The organism is Kitasatospora sp. NPDC091335 (assembly GCF_044757205.1).
GTDB lineage: Bacteria > Actinomycetota > Actinomycetes > Streptomycetales > Streptomycetaceae > Kitasatospora.
Genome location: NZ_JBIVUM010000018.1, coordinates 37,999 through 51,006 on the forward strand (window position 1 = coordinate 37,999; position 13,008 = coordinate 51,006).

The following is a 13,008-nucleotide window of genomic DNA, read 5'->3' on the forward strand; positions in this document are numbered from 1 at the left end:
CGGTCAGGAGGCCTTGGGCAGCCGGATCACCGCGGAGCCGCGCACCAGGTCCACCCCGGTGCGGTTCGGCGGGGCGCCGTCCTCCTCGTCGTCGCGCAGCATCAGCGCCGACTGCCGCTCCTTGAGCTCGTGCTGCTTGCCCGCGGAGAAGCCGGCGTGCAGCTGTTCGAAGCCGGTCGCGGAGACCTGCCCCTGCCGGGCGCCGGTGCGCCAGGGCAGCAGTCCGGCGCGGCCGGCCCGCAGCAGCACCTGGTCGACCACCGCCAGCGCGGTGAGCAGCAGTACCAGGCCCGGCAGCGTCAGGAAGATGAGGAACCCCATGCGGCCCAGTATCGCCGCCCGCCCGGCAGTCGGACAGGGGTTCCGGGGTCTTTCCTCCGGGCCCGGGGGGGTGTGGACCGCCGGGGCGGGGGAGTGATCCGCTTCCCGGATGAGTCTGCCGGCCGATGTGTTCGTCACCGACGAGAGCGGCGGGTGCCGCCTCCTGGACGTCCCCGAGGGCTCGTCGGACCTCGCGGGATTCGAGCGCCGGCGTTCCACGCTCTGGGGGTCGCCGGCGGTCCGCTCGCTGGGCGCGCGCTTCCTGCCCCGGCTGGCCGAGGGCGACCTGGACGTCGCCCCGGCCGAGGTGGCCGAGTTCACCGAGGAGGTCCTGCTGCTGCTGGGCAGCGCCGAGTCCCTCGCCGCCCGCATGGACCCGCCCGGGCGGGCCGGGCAGATCGCCGCCCGGCTGGACAACATCCTCGACGCCGCCCGCCGGGCCGCGCGCGTCGGCGGCGGCGTGCGGATCTGGTGACCGCCGTGCCCCACGCCCGGCCGGGGGTGTTCAGGGCGCCGGGTGTTCAGGGCGCCGGGGAGAGGCCGTCGAGGAAGGCGCCGACGTGGCGGGCGAGGGCGCCGGGCGCGTCCGTGGGGATCCAGTGCCCGCAGTCCGGGATCTCCACCAGGCGGGTGTTCGCCCGCTCGGAGGCCATCCGCCGTGCGGTGGCGGGGGTGAGGAGGAAGCTGCGGGCGGCCCGCAGGAGCAGCGCCGGCTGGGCGGAGGCGTTCCGCACCTCGGTGAAGTCCCCGGTCAGGTTCTCCTGGGAGGCCGCCATGTCGCCGGCGTCGAAGAGGAACCCCCAGCCGTCCTCGAACTCCGCCGCGCTGTCCAGGAAGTAGCCGGCCGGGACACCGCGTTCCTCCAGTGCCTCCCGCAGCGCGCCGCGCGACGGCACGCGGCGGGGCCGGCCCGTCACGTCCAGCACGGGGCGGGTCTCGGGCTCCCGGTTGAGCGTCGTCATGTCGGCGACCACGAGCGCCGGGACGAGGTCGGGACGCCGCCGGGCGAGGTGGAAGGCGACGGCGCCGCCCATCGAGTGGCCGAGGACGGCGGCGGGTGCCAGGCCCAGCGCGTCGAGGAACGCCGCCGCGTCCGCCGTGTAGTGCCCGGGGTGAACCCGCCCCCGTTGTCGGACAGTCCGTGCCCGCGCTGGTCCAGGGCGACGATCCGCCGGCGCCCGGCGAGCGCGGCGGCCGGCGGGGCGAAGAGCCGGCCCCGCCCGAAGTGCCCGTGCAGCGCCGGCACCACCGGCCCGCCGCCGCCGAAGTCCCGGTAGGCGAACCCGCGCCCGCCGAGGCGGACGAACACCTCGCGGCCGGCGTCCGCGGGCCCGTCCGTCATGCCGCACCCTCCCTCGGAACCGCCGTACGGGGACAGGGCGAACGTACCGCCGGGAGCCACGGCCCGGGCGCTCACCTCGGACCGGTCACGCCATCCGGTGCTCCGGCCTGCCCCGCCCGGCACCGGCGTGCGCTACGTCACGGACGGCTCTCGCCCCAGGCGCATACGACGTGCACCACCACCCCCTGGAAAGCACGGATAGCGGCCGTCCCGTCCCGGGAGCGAGGATTCCCCCGTCCACAGAAATGACATGCACGAGTCACTGATCCGTTCGCATCCCATTCGACCGGAGGAGCACCCTCATGGCTTTGCGCAAGCGACGCGCCGCCCTCACCTCGGGCCTCGCCGCACTGTGCGCGGTCGCCGGCCTCGGACTCGCCGCCGCACCCGCCCACGCCGACCCGCCGAGCACCATCTGCAACCCGGACGGGAACCGCACCTGGGAGGACGTCGTCTCGGCCCGGACCGAGCCGGTCGTCACCGAGTTCGCGGCGGTCAACGTCACCCCCGGGACCACCGGCCAGTACAACACCACGCTGGCCGAGACCGCTGTCGTGAACACCGCGGTCAACGGCAGCACGGAGATGGGCGCCGAGTACCAGGCGCTCTTCGCCAATGTCGGCGCCAAGGTCGGCTTCGCGGTGGCCGACACCAAGTCGAGCACCCGGATCCCACCCCTCACCGAGCCCGTGAACTTCAGTCTCCCCGGCTACTACGGCCGCTACCGCGGCTTCCAGAAGGTGACCGGCGAATGGGCCCGGTACATCTGCGCCCGCACCGGCCCGGGCACCGGCATCTGGATCAAATCCACCTCCGACGGCGGCACTTTCACCACCTTCGGCAATTCCGAGAAGGGCACCGTCTCCTGCGCCTCGCCCGAGCCGGCCGGCACCCTGCGGGCCGCCGCCCGTCTGAAGCTCAGCTGCTGACCGTCCACCGATTCGCCGCCAACCCCTCAGTTGTGAAAGCGAGTTCACGATGTCCTTTCAGCACCGCTCCCGCCACGGCGCCCGGCACCGGGTGACCGAGCTCGGCACCGCCGCCGCCGCCGTCGCCCTCCTGTTCACCGCCGCCCCGACGGCCGTGGCGGCGCCCGCCCCGGCCCCGGCCGCCCTCACCACCACCTGGGGCGAATTCACCTGCGACAGCACCTACCGCATCAAGGCCCCCACCGCCAACCCCGAAACCTTCCTCACCGTCGCCCTCTCGCCCGGGAACCACGGCTCGGTCATCCACTACTTCTGGAACGGCGAGCCCAACCAGAAGTGGATCTACTGCCACCGGCCCGAGTCCGACGGCACCGAAACAGTGGTCTTCCAGGACGCCTGGCGCCACTGGTGCCTCGCCGTCGACCAGAACTCCACGAGCGCCGGGGCCTGGATCATCACCACCGGCTGCTTCAGCGACCACATCCCCACCGAGCAGCAGTTCGTGAAGACGACCTTCGCCGGCACGAACCTGTTCACCCTCAAGGGGCAGCACTCCGGCAAGTGGCTGGCGAGCGCCGGCAGCCAGATCGTCCAGAGCAACTACCCGGACGTCTACGAGCTCCAGCGCGCCTGACGGCCGGCCGCCGGCCGGCTCCGTGCCCGGCGCCCGCACCCCCAGGAGGCTCCGTTCGCGACCGGCCGGTCACCGGAACCGGCCGGTCGCGAACGGACGGTCACCGCAGTACCGGGAGCCGCCGAAGCCGCCCGGAGGCGGGCCGGGCGCGCGCTCCGAACCTCACGGGGCGGCCGGCCCGGTACCGCCGGGCGACCTGCCGTTCGGCCGCCCACCGCCGCCGCCCTGTGCACCGGCCCCCGCCCACACACCAGCGGGCCCGGCTCCGCCCGCCCCGGCCGCTACCGCGGGCAGACGTACCGTCAGGCCGCCCTGCGCCGGCGCCGCCACAGGCCCGCCACAGGCCCGCCACCGACGGCGGTGCGTCCGCCGCCGGCGCCCGCCCGACCCGGCGCGGGCCCCGGCCGACAACCCGTCCCCGGCCGACTCATCGACCTCTTCCTCGAACCCGCACCCCCGACCGCTGCGCCCGGCGGCGGATGTCCGCGCCGGTGTGGGGGGAGAGGGCGATGCCCGACCCGACGGCGCCCCGACCCGACGGCGCCCCGATCCACCGGGTGCCGGGCCGTCGGGGCGAACGGCCGGTCCGGGGCCGGGAGTTCCGGTACCCGTGGTGGGCTCGGCCCGGGCGGCGGGACGGGGTCGGTTACGTCATCGCAGGTGAGAAACCCGGTGACGGAGGCCGGTCGTCCCCGGGATAGTGGGTGCCCATGGATGAGGTCGAGGTCGTCGTCGCCCATTGCGAGCGCGTGACTCTGCGCGTCGGCGACGTGTTCCTGAAGGTGGACGCCGATCAGGCGCGCGTCGACGCCGAGGTCGAGGCGATGTCCCTGGCGCCGGTCCCGACCCCGGAGGTCCTGTGGCGCAGGCCGCCCGTGCTCGCGATCGCCGCACTCGCGGGGACGACGCTCGGGAGCCTCGGCGGGCCGTCGACCGGGTCGCCGGCGGCGTGGGCCGCGGCGGGTGCCGCCATCCGCCGGCTGCACGACGCGCCGCTGCCGCCCCGGCCCGGACGGGCAGGCCGGAGCATCGCCGCGCTGGCGGCGGAACTCGACGAGGAGTGCGGGTCGCTCGTGACGGACGGCGTCCTGCCCGCCGGCCTGGTCGCCCGCAACCGCCGGGTCGCCGAGGCCGCACTCCGGCCGTGGACTCCGGCGTTCACGCACGGCGACCTGCAGATCGCGCACGTCTTCGTCGACGGCGACGAGGTCACGGGCATCATCGACTGGTCCGAGGCGGGCCGGGGTGATGCCCTGTACGACCTCGCCACGTTCACGCTCGGACACGAGGAGCACCTCGGCGACGTCATCGCCGGCTACGGCGCCGACGTCGACCTGGACGTGATCCGCGCGTGGTGGTCGTTGCGGAGCCTGCTGGTGGTCCGCTGGCTGGCCGGGCACGGCTTCGACCCGTTCGCACCGGGCTGCGAGGTCGACGTGCTGAGATCCCGGATGTGAGGCCGCGCGGGCCTGACCGCCGCGGCCGGAAGCCGCCCTCCCGCCGGAAGTCGCCGGCCCCTCGCGCCGGAACGGCGGCGGGACTGCCGTGTTCACCGCCGCCGACTCGAACCACCGCAACCACAACCACACCGTCCGGGCCAGGGCCCCGCACGCCTGTCTGCGCCCTCGTCACCTGACCAGGCAATCCGGTGAACCCACGTGCTCACAGCACTGGGAAGTGTCGGGGACGTCCCGCCACGGGGATCGGGTCCTGGCCCGCCACCGGATCCCGTCGAAGACCTGCCGCCGCTCCCTCGGTGGCCGCCGGCGTCAGCAGACCGTGCCCGGCCGTGCCGCAGTGGCTCGCAACAGGTCCCGCAGCAGACCGAAGTCGATCGCCTGCGGCTTGCGGAACCGCAGACACCCCTTGCCCATGTCCTGCCCCGCCAACCGTTCGGCGAACGCCTCACGTACATCACTGCGCATCAGATAGAAGGAGATGTACTGCTTCTGGCCGGCGAAGGCGATCTCGACGACACCGTCCCGCTCATAAGCGGGCATGCCGTAGGCCATGAGCTCCGTGAAACCCGCCAGTTCCTGTCGGCACAGCTGTCGCAGCTCGACCAGCACGTCTCTACGCTCGTCGGGCACCTCAGCCAGGTAGCCGTCTACATCTTTCGCGGAACTTTGCACCATCCCAAGACGATATGCCGGATTCTTGGCCTCGGGTCGGGTTCCAAGCGCTCCCCGGGTGCAATGTCACTGACTCGACAGCGATCGCGAGCCGCTGACCTGCTGCGATGCCGTGGCCAGGGGGCTGCGGAAGGTTGCGAAGTCAGTGGCATTGTCCCTGGGCGTGGAACGTGGTGGTTGTCTCCAGGGCCGCCGGTCCTGTCGCGACCCGGTGCACCGGCGCGTTCTCGTCGGCGTAGCCGAAGGAGGCACCCACGAGCAGCCTCCCCTCGTCCACTCCGAGGCGGTCGCGGACGGTGTCGGCGTAGCAGCCTAGCAGGCCCTGCGGGCAACTGGCCACGCGGTGGGCGGTCATGGCCGGCAGCAGCGTCCGGAGGCAGGCGCCGGCGTCGGCGGGGCTGCTGTGCGCCGCCGCCCCGGGGGAGGGGCGGCGGCGTGTGAAGCCGGGCTACCGGGCGTCGAATTCGCCGGTGCGGACGGCCGTGACGAAGGCCTGCCAGGAGGGGGTGGGGAAGACGAGGGCCGGGCCGTCGGGGTCCTTGGAGTCACGGACGGGCATCACGTTCGGAAATCCGGGAGCCACCTCGACGCACTGGCCGCCGTCGGTGCCGTACGAGCTCTTGCGCCAGGTGGTGATGGGGGCGGGGGCCCATGGGGCTGCCTCCTGAGCGGGCCGTGTGGAGTGGGTTTACCGGCCGTCGAATTCGCCGGCCCGGACGGCGGTGACGAAGGCCTGCCAGGAGGGGGAGAGGAAGGCGAGGGCCGGGCCGTCGGGGTCCTTGGAGTCGCGCACGGGCATGAGGCCGGGGATGCCGTCGGCCACCTCGATGCACTGGCCGCCGCTGCCGCTGTATGAGCTCTTGCGCCAGATGGTGATGCGGGCGGGGTCCATGGGGTTGCCTCCTGAACGGGCCTTTTGGAGTGGGAAGTCGATGGGGTCGACTTCCCACTCCGAGGTGAAGTAGGGCTACCGGGTGTCGAATTCACCGGTGCGGATGGCGGTGACGAAGGCCTGCCAGGCCGAGGAGGGGAAGAGGAGGGCCGGGCCGCTGGGGTCCTTGGAGTCGCGCACGGGCATGAGGTCGGCGAAGCCGTCGGCGACCTCCACACACGTACCACCACTGCCGCTATGCGAGCTCTTCCGCCAGTGGGCGCTAGTCAGGTCGACATCCATTCAAAGTCCCTCCGTACCGCACGGATCATGGCTACCGATTCGGTCCGGCCCAAGGCCTCGACCACCAGGCGATCGTAGTCGTTGGTCAGCTTTGTGATCGCGTCAGGATCCCGATCGAGGTAGCCGCGCTGCTCAGTCTCGCCGTAAGAAAGCGTTTTGCGGTCAGGAATGGTAAGGAGGTGCACCAGCCGGGTAAACGGCCGGTTCTCGCCCAGCGAGTACGGCGCCACCTGGATGATGATGTTGGGTCGAGTAGCCATTTCTTCGAGGTGGAGCAACTGCTCGACCATGACGTCTCGGCCGCCGATGGGCCGCCTGAGGCAGCTCTCGTCGATCACCGCGTGCAAGAGCGGGGGTGGCGTGCGGTCATAGATGTGCTGCCGGGCAAGCAGGAACTCGATCCGCTCGTGCGCCTGCTCCGGCGTGACGGTGCCTCGACGGAGGTTGCCCTGCTCCCAAGCGACTGCGTACGGCCGGGTTTGCAACAGTCCGGGGATGACGTTGATCTCGAAGAGCTTGATCCTCTCCGCGCTCGCCTCGTAGTTGGCGTACTCGGGAAAGCCCGGAACCAAGGCCGTGTGCTTGGCCTGGAAGTACATCAGCATCAAAGTCCCGCCCGTTTCCAGGACTCTCCACCTCACCGCCCGCCCCGCCGACCGCTACCTGGAACGCCTGAACCTCGTCTTCGACGGCGGCACCGTCCCCGGCACCGCCCGGATCACCGTCCCGCCCCGGCACCGCAGCGGACTGCTCGGCGCCCGCTTCGTCCCCGCCCCGGACCTGCCGGACGTCATGGCCCCCTCCCAGGCCGCCCGCGCCGCCGAAGCCCTCGCCGGCCGCACCCTCCCCGTCCTCCTCCACGGCCAACGCGCCGCCTGAACACCGCACTTCGGACCGGCGGGCGGCGGATCGCAACGTCCTGACTGATCGTCATACGACTCACTCGGATGCGCTATCCGGCTACTCCGGACGGGTGAGAACCAGCGACAGTATGTATCCGGCCTCGATCACCGGCGGCCAGGATGTGGCGCGACCGGCGGGTCCGCCGAACGGGCGTACCGCCGTGCCGCCACACCTCCCTGACCTGTTCTGAGGACACCTCCATGTCTGTGCTCCGCCTCCCGCGCCGCCTGGGCGCCTTCGCCGGTGCGACCGCGATGCTCGCCCTCGCCGCCGCCACGCCCGCCACCGCCGCCTCGCCGCAGCCGCGCGTGCCCTCCGCCCCGGGCCAGATCGTCAACGTGGCCACCGGCTACGTCCTGGACAGCGGCGGCGACAAGAGTGCCACCCGCGTCCCCGCCTACCTCTACAAGGACGCCGCGAACCCGTCCGACAACCTCAAGTTCACGTACGACCCGGACAGCAAGAAGATCCGCAACGTCGCGACCGGCTACGTCCTGGACAGCGGCGGCGACCAGAGCGCGGCCCGCGTGCCCGCGTACCTCTTCAAGGACAACAACAACGACCCGTCGGCCAACCTGAAGTGGGACTACAACCCCGCCACCAAGCAGATCAGGAACGTCGCGACCGGCTACGTCCTGGACAGCGGCGGCGACAGGAGCGCCGCCCGCGTCCCCGCCTACCTCTACAAGGACGCCGCGAACCCCTCCGACAACCTCCGGTGGAACTCGCCGGTCTTCGCGCCCACGGCCCAGGACACCCGGGGCGTCTGCCTGGACGCCGGGAACACCCGTACCAACGGCGGCCAGGTCCGCGTCTGGCAGTGCCTCGCCCACACCAACCAGCGGTTCACGGTCGACGACAACCACGTGAAGGTCGACGACACGATCGGCTCGGGCGCCCCGGTGTGCCTGGACACGGGCAACGGCCGCGACAACGGCGACAAGGTCCGCCTCTGGGGCTGCCTCGACCATCCCAACCAGCGGTGGATCGTGCGCGACGGGCAGTTCGTCGTCAAGGACACCGTCGGCACCGGCCGGGAGATGTGCCTGGACTCCGGCAGCTACCGCAACAACGGCGACGCCGCGATCATCTACCAGTGCTCCGCCACCAACCCCAACCAGAAGTGGATCGTCCAGCGCGGCTACCTCAAGCTCGCCGACACCCTCTCCTGACGCCACACCCCGCACCCCGCACGCCGGAAGCGCACCGGGCCCGCTCGCCGACACCGCCGGCGAGCGGGCCCGCCGGTCACCTGGCCGCGACGGGCGGGGCCACCGCGGCGAGCCGTCAGCGGACGGCCGTGGTCGAGGGACGGTCCAACGGGCGGTGGTACGTCCGGTGAGGGTGAGCAGTTCCCCGCCGCTCCACCGGTGGGGGACCGGTCCGCCGTCGGACTCCGTGCTCAGGGACGGCGGTTCGACGCCGACGATCAGCCGGCCCCCGGAGCCAGGCTGTCGTGCATCGCGTCCAGCGCCCGCTGCGCACTGTCCCGGTCGGGGAGCAGGGCGAAGGAGCCGGTTGGACATCCCGCTGCGGCGCCGCCTCGGAAGCCGGCGAGTATCCGGGCAGGGCCGGCCGGGAGCCGCCGCCCGGGAGCCGCCGCCCGGAAACCCGCCGGTGCCACACCCCCGCACCGCGAAACCCCGTGACACCCCCGGCGCCGCCAGGAGAGACTGCCCACCGGAACACGGGCACGTCGAAGAGCCGCAGACCGGAAGGGGCCGCCACCGTGGCACTGGCGAGGAAGGGGTCCCGGCGCATCGTCGTCGACGGCACGGAGTACCGCTGGCGGGTGCGCAGGCAGCACTGGTGCTGCGACTGCGAGGGCACCACCCTCGGCTACGCCGTGCAGGACGAGCGGCGCCCCGGGACGACGCTCGTCGTGGACACCGGCCGGCCGGCCCTGCGCGACCCGGCCGCGGTGGCGACGGAGGCGGTCATGCCGCGGGAGGTCGCCGCGGGCATCCGGGCCGCGCGGGCACAGGGCTGGACGCCCCGCTCGGACGGCCCGCCCCTCACGCTGCGCCTGTCCGCGCTCTGACGCCCCCCTCAACCGGCGTGACGGCGGCGCCGGCTGCGCAGCACCAGCCACAGCCACAGCAGCAGGAGCGCCAGGCCGCCGGCGGCGATCGCCGTGCCCCGCTGCCAGGCGCCGCCCCCGTCGGGCGGGTACACCTTGCCGTCGTAGCCCAGGCCGCGGGCCTGCTCGCCCAGCAGCCGCGCCGGGAGGCGGCCCATCACGCCCGCGCCGGTCAGCTCGGGCTGCGCGGGGTCGTCCGGGGTGAAGGTGCCCTCGACCACGCACCGGCCGCAGTCCACGGCCTCCCCGGTCACGGTGAACACGCCGGGGCTGCCCGCCCCGTGGGCGACCGACCAGCCCGGCAGCGCGTACCCGGCCCCGGCCAGCAGTGTCAGCAGCGCCACCGCCAGCACCGCCCAGCGGATCGCCGCGGCCCGGAGCCCGCGCCGGCGCTCGTCCGCGTCGAGCGGCTTCCGCCGTCCGTCCATCGCTGCGTTCCCTCCGGGGTCCCCGGTCCGTGCTTCCGGGCCGATCGTGCCACATCCGGACGGTGCGGTTCCGGTCGGGCCGGTGGGCGGGGGCGCCGCTGCCCGGGGTGGTCGGGTGGTCGCCGTAGGCCTGGGCGAGGACGCGCAGCGCGTACGCGAGGCCGGGCGCGCGGGGGGTCCGACGGGCTCATCGCGGCGTGCTCCCGGGCAGGTCGGCCGACCGGGCCGGGTGGCCGACCGGGTCGAGCCTGGGCAGGTGGCCGTCGAGGGGCGGGGGCGCTTCGGCGCCGAAGACGTACGGCGGCGTAGGCGCAGGCGTGGTTGTCCCGGCGCGGTGCCCGGTCAGGAGCCGGTGCGGCGCACGGGGTGCCCGCCGGGGCCGGTGGTGAGCCAGGAGCCGTCGCCGAGCGGGTGGATGTCGTCCGGGTCCGCGGCGTGGGTGGCGAACTCGCCGTGGACGCGGCCGGTGCGGGCGTCGACGCGGTAGTGGCGCGACCAGTCCTGTCCGTCGTCGCTCTCGCCGACGAGGGTGGCGAGCAGGGTGTCGGGGGTCAGGTAGCCGCCGCTCCACTCCAGGAAGACGGTGTCCGGGTCGTGGCCGAAGTCGCCGGCGGTGAGGGTGAAGACGCTCGCGCCGCCGGGGAAGGCGTGGACGGTGAGGTCGTTCTGCCCGTGGTCGACGGTCAGGACGTGCTGCCCGTCGGGTGACAGGCCGATCAGGCAGCGGTCGTCGAAGGGGTAGCGCCACAGGTCGATCCGGCCGTCGCTCAGGCAGGCGCGGTACAGGGCCGTGCCGTCCTGTCCCTCGCCGACGTTGAGGAGCATGTGGCCGCTCGCCGGGTGGGCCAGCTGCACGGCGCCGTGCCCGGAAGTCTCCAGGTCGGCGCGGGCCAGGACGGCCCCGGTGCCGGCGTCGTGCTCACCGACTCCATGCCGCCCGGCCCCGCCGAACACGTCGGCCAGGTCCTGCGCTTCGACGTCGGCCGCCCCGCCCCCGGCCCCTCCGCGGTGCCCGACCGGCCGCGCACCCTGGCACCGCCCGGTGCGGCGGTGCGCGAGCGCACCGTCGTGCCGAAGGTCGAGACCGGCGGCGGCCTCGCCCCGCGCGGCCTGATCGACGGCAAGGCGTACGACCCCGCCCGGGTCGACGCCTCCGTCGCCTTCGGCACCTCGGAGATCCGGACGGTCGTCAACGCCGACACCGACATCCCGCACGACTTCCACCGCACCTGGCGCAGTTCCGTGTCCTGGCCCGCAACGGAGCGGCCCCCGGGCCGGGGGAGGCGGGGCTGAAGGACACCGTGCGCCTGATGCCCGGCGAGAGCGTGCGCCTCCAGGCCGTCTTCGACTCCTAACGCGGCCGCTACCCGTACCACCGCCACCTGCCGGACCGCTCCGCGATGGGCATGACGGCCCGGCCGGAGATCACCCGACCCCGCCCGGGAGCCCCGGGGTCCCGGTGCCCCGCCGGGCCGCCGGGCCGCCCGCGCCGGTGTGAACGCGCGGACGGCCCGGCGGTCAGGGAGCCAGGGGGTCAGGACGCGTGGATGCCCTGGCCCGGCGTCAGGACGCCCGCCGGGTCGAACCGGCGCTTGGCCCGCGCCACCTTCTCCCACTGCCCCCCGTAGTGACGCCGCCAGTCCTCCCGCGTCATCCCCGGCACCGCCCCGATCAGGTACCGCTTGCCGCCCAGCTCCACCGCCAGGTCGTACAGGCGCCGGTTGCGCTCCAGCATCGCCGCACTGTCCGACCCCGGGCCGGGGAAGGCCAGCAGGTCGAAGTGCCAGCCCACCTCCTGCTGCCCCGGCAGCACCGCCAGCGGCGCCCTCACCTTCGAGCGCAGGTACGGGTAGAACAGCAGCAGCCCCGCCCCCAGGTCGGCGGCGGTCAGCACCTCCGCGGCCCGCGCCATGAACGCCCGCGCCGACGACGCCGGCAGGAACACGCTCAGCCACGGCTTGGGCAGCGACCAGAACCCGGCCGCCCGCAGGTACCCGGCGAAGCCGTCCACCCGGAACGCGTACTCCCGCCAGCTCTGCTCCACCACCTCCGTCTCCACCGGGACCAGCCCGGCCAGCAGCGCCGCCCGGTCCACCGCCCGCCCGGCGTCCGCGAACGCCACCAGCTCCGCCTTGTAGCGCCACCGCGACCCGTCCGCGCTGCGCACCACGTCGCCGACCTGGAGGTCGAAGCGGCGCCCGGCCAGGACCTTCTCCTGGTCGGCGAGGTAGGCGTCCAGGTCGTCGTAGTACAGCGAGAAGACGTGGGCGCGCTCGCGGACCTTCACCAGGGCGAGGGTGACGCGCACGATGACGCCGACCTGGCCGCCGCCGGCCAGCACCGCCTCGAACAGCTCGCGGTTGCGGGTGGGCGAGGCGGTGACCAGCTCGCCGGTGCCGGTGACCACGTCCAGTTCCAGTACGTTGTCGACCTGCATGCCGTAGCGCTGGACGGCGCCGCCGATGCCGCCGACGCTCAGCGTCCCGCCCACCGACAGGTGCAGGTAGTCGGTGAGCACCGGCGGCACCCAGCCCGCCGCCAGGCCCGCCTCGGTGACCTGCGCCCAGGTCGCGCCGGCCTCGACCACGGCGCGTCCGGGCCGCACCGAGACGACCCTGGACAGGCCGCGGGCGTCGATGGCGACGCCGCCGCGCGGGTTGGCCTGGCCGTAGCTGGAGTGCGACTCCAGCCCGGCCGCGCCGAGCTGCGCGAGGTCGCCGCTCTGCCCGTTGACGGCCACCGGGATGCGGTGGCGGCGGGCGAAGGCCACCAGCTGCTGCACGTCGCGCACCGAGCCCGGGCGCAGCACCGCCCGGGGCCTGGCGGTGACGAGGTGGCCGAAGTCGCTGGAGAAGCGCTCCAGGCCGTCGCCCTGGAGGGTCACCGTGCCGTCCAGGGTGGGGAGTTCGGCGACGCCGGCGCCGCTCTCGGTGGCCCAGGCGGCGGTGGAGGTGTTCCAGCCGACGACGGCGGTGGCGGCGCCGGCTCCGGCACCGGCGAGGAGGGCGCGGCGGGACAGTCCTGACCTGCTCATATCAGAATTTCTCCGATCGGTCGTCAAATAG

The 13,008-nt window shown here is 73.7% G+C and carries 19 protein-coding genes and 1 pseudogene; 8 read left to right on the forward strand and 12 right to left on the reverse strand.

The window, feature by feature from the left end; translation table 11 throughout:
• Window positions 1–3: 3 nt before the first annotated feature.
• Complete coding sequence (locus tag ACIQOW_RS30770) at window positions 4–321, reverse strand: DUF6191 domain-containing protein (RefSeq protein ID WP_401090437.1); 318 nt, start codon at window positions 319–321, stop codon at window positions 4–6.
• Between the two features lie 109 nt (window positions 322–430).
• On the opposite strand from ACIQOW_RS30770, the gene ACIQOW_RS30775 reads away from it, so the two are divergent.
• Window positions 431–796, forward strand: coding sequence for a hypothetical protein (locus ACIQOW_RS30775; RefSeq protein WP_401090439.1), 366 nt, complete (start codon window positions 431–433; stop codon window positions 794–796).
• A gap of 46 nt (window positions 797–842) precedes the next feature.
• Here ACIQOW_RS30775 and ACIQOW_RS30780 read toward each other — a convergent pair whose 3' ends face one another.
• Both ACIQOW_RS30780 and ACIQOW_RS30785 read right to left on the reverse strand, forming a co-directional pair.
• On the reverse strand, window positions 843–1,391 hold the full coding sequence (locus ACIQOW_RS30780; RefSeq protein WP_401090713.1) for an alpha/beta fold hydrolase: 549 nt from the start codon (window positions 1,389–1,391) through the stop codon (window positions 843–845).
• Window positions 1,280–1,663 (reverse strand): alpha/beta fold hydrolase, encoded by a 384-nt coding sequence (locus ACIQOW_RS30785; protein ID WP_401090723.1) that lies wholly within the window; start codon window positions 1,661–1,663, stop codon window positions 1,280–1,282. The genes ACIQOW_RS30780 and ACIQOW_RS30785 overlap by 112 nt, the downstream gene beginning before the upstream one ends.
• Window positions 1,664–1,965: 302 nt before the next feature.
• Here ACIQOW_RS30785 and ACIQOW_RS30790 point away from each other — a divergent pair, with 302 nt between their 5' ends.
• The 3 genes from ACIQOW_RS30790 to ACIQOW_RS30800 all read left to right on the forward strand — a co-directional run bounded on the left by ACIQOW_RS30790 (window position 1,966) and on the right by ACIQOW_RS30800 (window position 4,683).
• The gene (locus tag ACIQOW_RS30790; protein WP_401090441.1) at window positions 1,966–2,592 is read left to right on the forward strand and encodes a hypothetical protein; all 627 of its coding nucleotides are present in this window, start codon (window positions 1,966–1,968) and stop codon (window positions 2,590–2,592) included.
• Between the two features lie 49 nt (window positions 2,593–2,641).
• Entirely contained in the window at window positions 2,642–3,226 is a 585-nt protein-coding gene (locus ACIQOW_RS30795) for an RICIN domain-containing protein (RefSeq protein ID WP_401090443.1), read from the forward strand.
• Between the two features lie 710 nt (window positions 3,227–3,936).
• Window positions 3,937–4,683 (forward strand): phosphotransferase family protein, encoded by a 747-nt coding sequence (locus ACIQOW_RS30800; RefSeq protein ID WP_401090444.1) that lies wholly within the window; start codon window positions 3,937–3,939, stop codon window positions 4,681–4,683.
• 312 nt (window positions 4,684–4,995) lie between these two features.
• Here the strand turns inward: ACIQOW_RS30800 and ACIQOW_RS30805 are convergent, their stop codons facing one another.
• The 6 genes and pseudogenes from ACIQOW_RS30805 to ACIQOW_RS30830 all read right to left on the reverse strand — a co-directional run bounded on the left by ACIQOW_RS30805 (window position 4,996) and on the right by ACIQOW_RS30830 (window position 7,131).
• On the reverse strand, window positions 4,996–5,361 hold the full coding sequence (locus tag ACIQOW_RS30805) for an iron chaperone (RefSeq protein ID WP_188301210.1): 366 nt from the start codon (window positions 5,359–5,361) through the stop codon (window positions 4,996–4,998).
• A 139-nt stretch (window positions 5,362–5,500) separates the two neighbouring features.
• A pseudogene (locus tag ACIQOW_RS30810) lies at window positions 5,501–5,779 on the reverse strand (nitroreductase family protein); the annotation flags it as partial.
• Window positions 5,780–5,806: 27 nt separating this feature from the next.
• A complete protein-coding gene (locus tag ACIQOW_RS30815) occupies window positions 5,807–5,995 on the reverse strand; it encodes a DUF397 domain-containing protein (protein WP_401090715.1) in 189 nt (62 codons plus the stop codon).
• A 51-nt stretch (window positions 5,996–6,046) separates the two neighbouring features.
• Window positions 6,047–6,250, reverse strand: coding sequence for a DUF397 domain-containing protein (locus ACIQOW_RS30820; RefSeq protein WP_401090446.1), 204 nt, complete (start codon window positions 6,248–6,250; stop codon window positions 6,047–6,049).
• Between the two features lie 75 nt (window positions 6,251–6,325).
• Window positions 6,326–6,532, reverse strand: a complete 207-nt coding sequence (locus ACIQOW_RS30825) for a DUF397 domain-containing protein (protein ID WP_401090448.1) — start codon at window positions 6,530–6,532, stop codon at window positions 6,326–6,328.
• On the reverse strand, window positions 6,517–7,131 hold the full coding sequence (locus tag ACIQOW_RS30830; RefSeq protein WP_401090450.1) for a DUF5753 domain-containing protein: 615 nt from the start codon (window positions 7,129–7,131) through the stop codon (window positions 6,517–6,519). Before ACIQOW_RS30830 ends, ACIQOW_RS30825 begins: the two co-directional genes overlap by 16 nt.
• On the opposite strand from ACIQOW_RS30830, the gene ACIQOW_RS30835 reads away from it, so the two are divergent.
• The 3 genes from ACIQOW_RS30835 to ACIQOW_RS30845 all read left to right on the forward strand — a co-directional run bounded on the left by ACIQOW_RS30835 (window position 7,115) and on the right by ACIQOW_RS30845 (window position 9,476).
• On the forward strand, window positions 7,115–7,411 hold the full coding sequence (locus ACIQOW_RS30835; RefSeq protein ID WP_401090452.1) for a hypothetical protein: 297 nt from the start codon (window positions 7,115–7,117) through the stop codon (window positions 7,409–7,411). The two genes, ACIQOW_RS30830 and ACIQOW_RS30835, sit on opposite strands and share 17 nt — an antisense overlap.
• Window positions 7,412–7,635: 224 nt before the next feature.
• On the forward strand, window positions 7,636–8,607 hold the full coding sequence (locus ACIQOW_RS30840; protein ID WP_401090454.1) for an RICIN domain-containing protein: 972 nt from the start codon (window positions 7,636–7,638) through the stop codon (window positions 8,605–8,607).
• 557 nt (window positions 8,608–9,164) lie between these two features.
• Complete coding sequence (locus tag ACIQOW_RS30845; RefSeq protein WP_401090456.1) at window positions 9,165–9,476, forward strand: hypothetical protein; 312 nt, start codon at window positions 9,165–9,167, stop codon at window positions 9,474–9,476.
• Window positions 9,477–9,484: 8 nt separating this feature from the next.
• Here the strand turns inward: ACIQOW_RS30845 and ACIQOW_RS30850 are convergent, their stop codons facing one another.
• Together ACIQOW_RS30850 and ACIQOW_RS30855 are read right to left on the reverse strand one after the other, a co-directional pair.
• Window positions 9,485–9,943 (reverse strand): hypothetical protein, encoded by a 459-nt coding sequence (locus ACIQOW_RS30850; protein WP_401090458.1) that lies wholly within the window; start codon window positions 9,941–9,943, stop codon window positions 9,485–9,487.
• A 342-nt stretch (window positions 9,944–10,285) separates the two neighbouring features.
• Entirely contained in the window at window positions 10,286–10,768 is a 483-nt protein-coding gene (locus ACIQOW_RS30855) for a hypothetical protein (protein ID WP_401090460.1), read from the reverse strand.
• Here ACIQOW_RS30855 and ACIQOW_RS30860 point away from each other — a divergent pair, their 5' ends adjacent.
• The gene (locus ACIQOW_RS30860) at window positions 10,769–11,236 is read left to right on the forward strand and encodes a hypothetical protein (RefSeq protein ID WP_401090462.1); all 468 of its coding nucleotides are present in this window, start codon (window positions 10,769–10,771) and stop codon (window positions 11,234–11,236) included. It abuts the gene before it with no gap.
• A gap of 241 nt (window positions 11,237–11,477) precedes the next feature.
• Here the strand turns inward: ACIQOW_RS30860 and ACIQOW_RS30865 are convergent, their stop codons facing one another.
• Window positions 11,478–12,977 carry an FAD-binding protein gene (locus tag ACIQOW_RS30865; RefSeq protein WP_401090464.1) on the reverse strand — a complete coding sequence of 500 codons (1,500 nt, stop codon included), beginning with the start codon at window positions 12,975–12,977 and terminating at the stop codon, window positions 11,478–11,480.
• Between the last annotated feature and the right edge of the window lie 31 nt (window positions 12,978–13,008).

Coding starts and splice junctions, on each gene's coding strand:
- ACIQOW_RS30850 (WP_401090458.1), bottom strand. CDS start 9,943: ATGGACGGACGGCGGAAGCCGCTCGACGCGGACGAGCGCCGGCGCGGG.
- ACIQOW_RS30775 (WP_401090439.1), top strand. CDS start 431: ATGAGTCTGCCGGCCGATGTGTTCGTCACCGACGAGAGCGGCGGGTGC.
- ACIQOW_RS30795 (WP_401090443.1), top strand. CDS start 2,642: ATGTCCTTTCAGCACCGCTCCCGCCACGGCGCCCGGCACCGGGTGACC.
- ACIQOW_RS30820 (WP_401090446.1), bottom strand. CDS start 6,250: ATGGACCCCGCCCGCATCACCATCTGGCGCAAGAGCTCATACAGCGGC.
- ACIQOW_RS30770 (WP_401090437.1), bottom strand. CDS start 321: ATGGGGTTCCTCATCTTCCTGACGCTGCCGGGCCTGGTACTGCTGCTC.
- ACIQOW_RS30865 (WP_401090464.1), bottom strand. CDS start 12,977: ATGAGCAGGTCAGGACTGTCCCGCCGCGCCCTCCTCGCCGGTGCCGGA.
- ACIQOW_RS30825 (WP_401090448.1), bottom strand. CDS start 6,532: ATGGATGTCGACCTGACTAGCGCCCACTGGCGGAAGAGCTCGCATAGC.
- ACIQOW_RS30855 (WP_401090460.1), bottom strand. CDS start 10,768: ATGCTCCTCAACGTCGGCGAGGGACAGGACGGCACGGCCCTGTACCGC.
- ACIQOW_RS30800 (WP_401090444.1), top strand. CDS start 3,937: ATGGATGAGGTCGAGGTCGTCGTCGCCCATTGCGAGCGCGTGACTCTG.
- ACIQOW_RS30790 (WP_401090441.1), top strand. CDS start 1,966: ATGGCTTTGCGCAAGCGACGCGCCGCCCTCACCTCGGGCCTCGCCGCA.
- ACIQOW_RS30805 (WP_188301210.1), bottom strand. CDS start 5,361: ATGGTGCAAAGTTCCGCGAAAGATGTAGACGGCTACCTGGCTGAGGTG.
- ACIQOW_RS30840 (WP_401090454.1), top strand. CDS start 7,636: ATGTCTGTGCTCCGCCTCCCGCGCCGCCTGGGCGCCTTCGCCGGTGCG.
- ACIQOW_RS30830 (WP_401090450.1), bottom strand. CDS start 7,131: ATGTACTTCCAGGCCAAGCACACGGCCTTGGTTCCGGGCTTTCCCGAG.
- ACIQOW_RS30785 (WP_401090723.1), bottom strand. CDS start 1,663: ATGACGGACGGGCCCGCGGACGCCGGCCGCGAGGTGTTCGTCCGCCTC.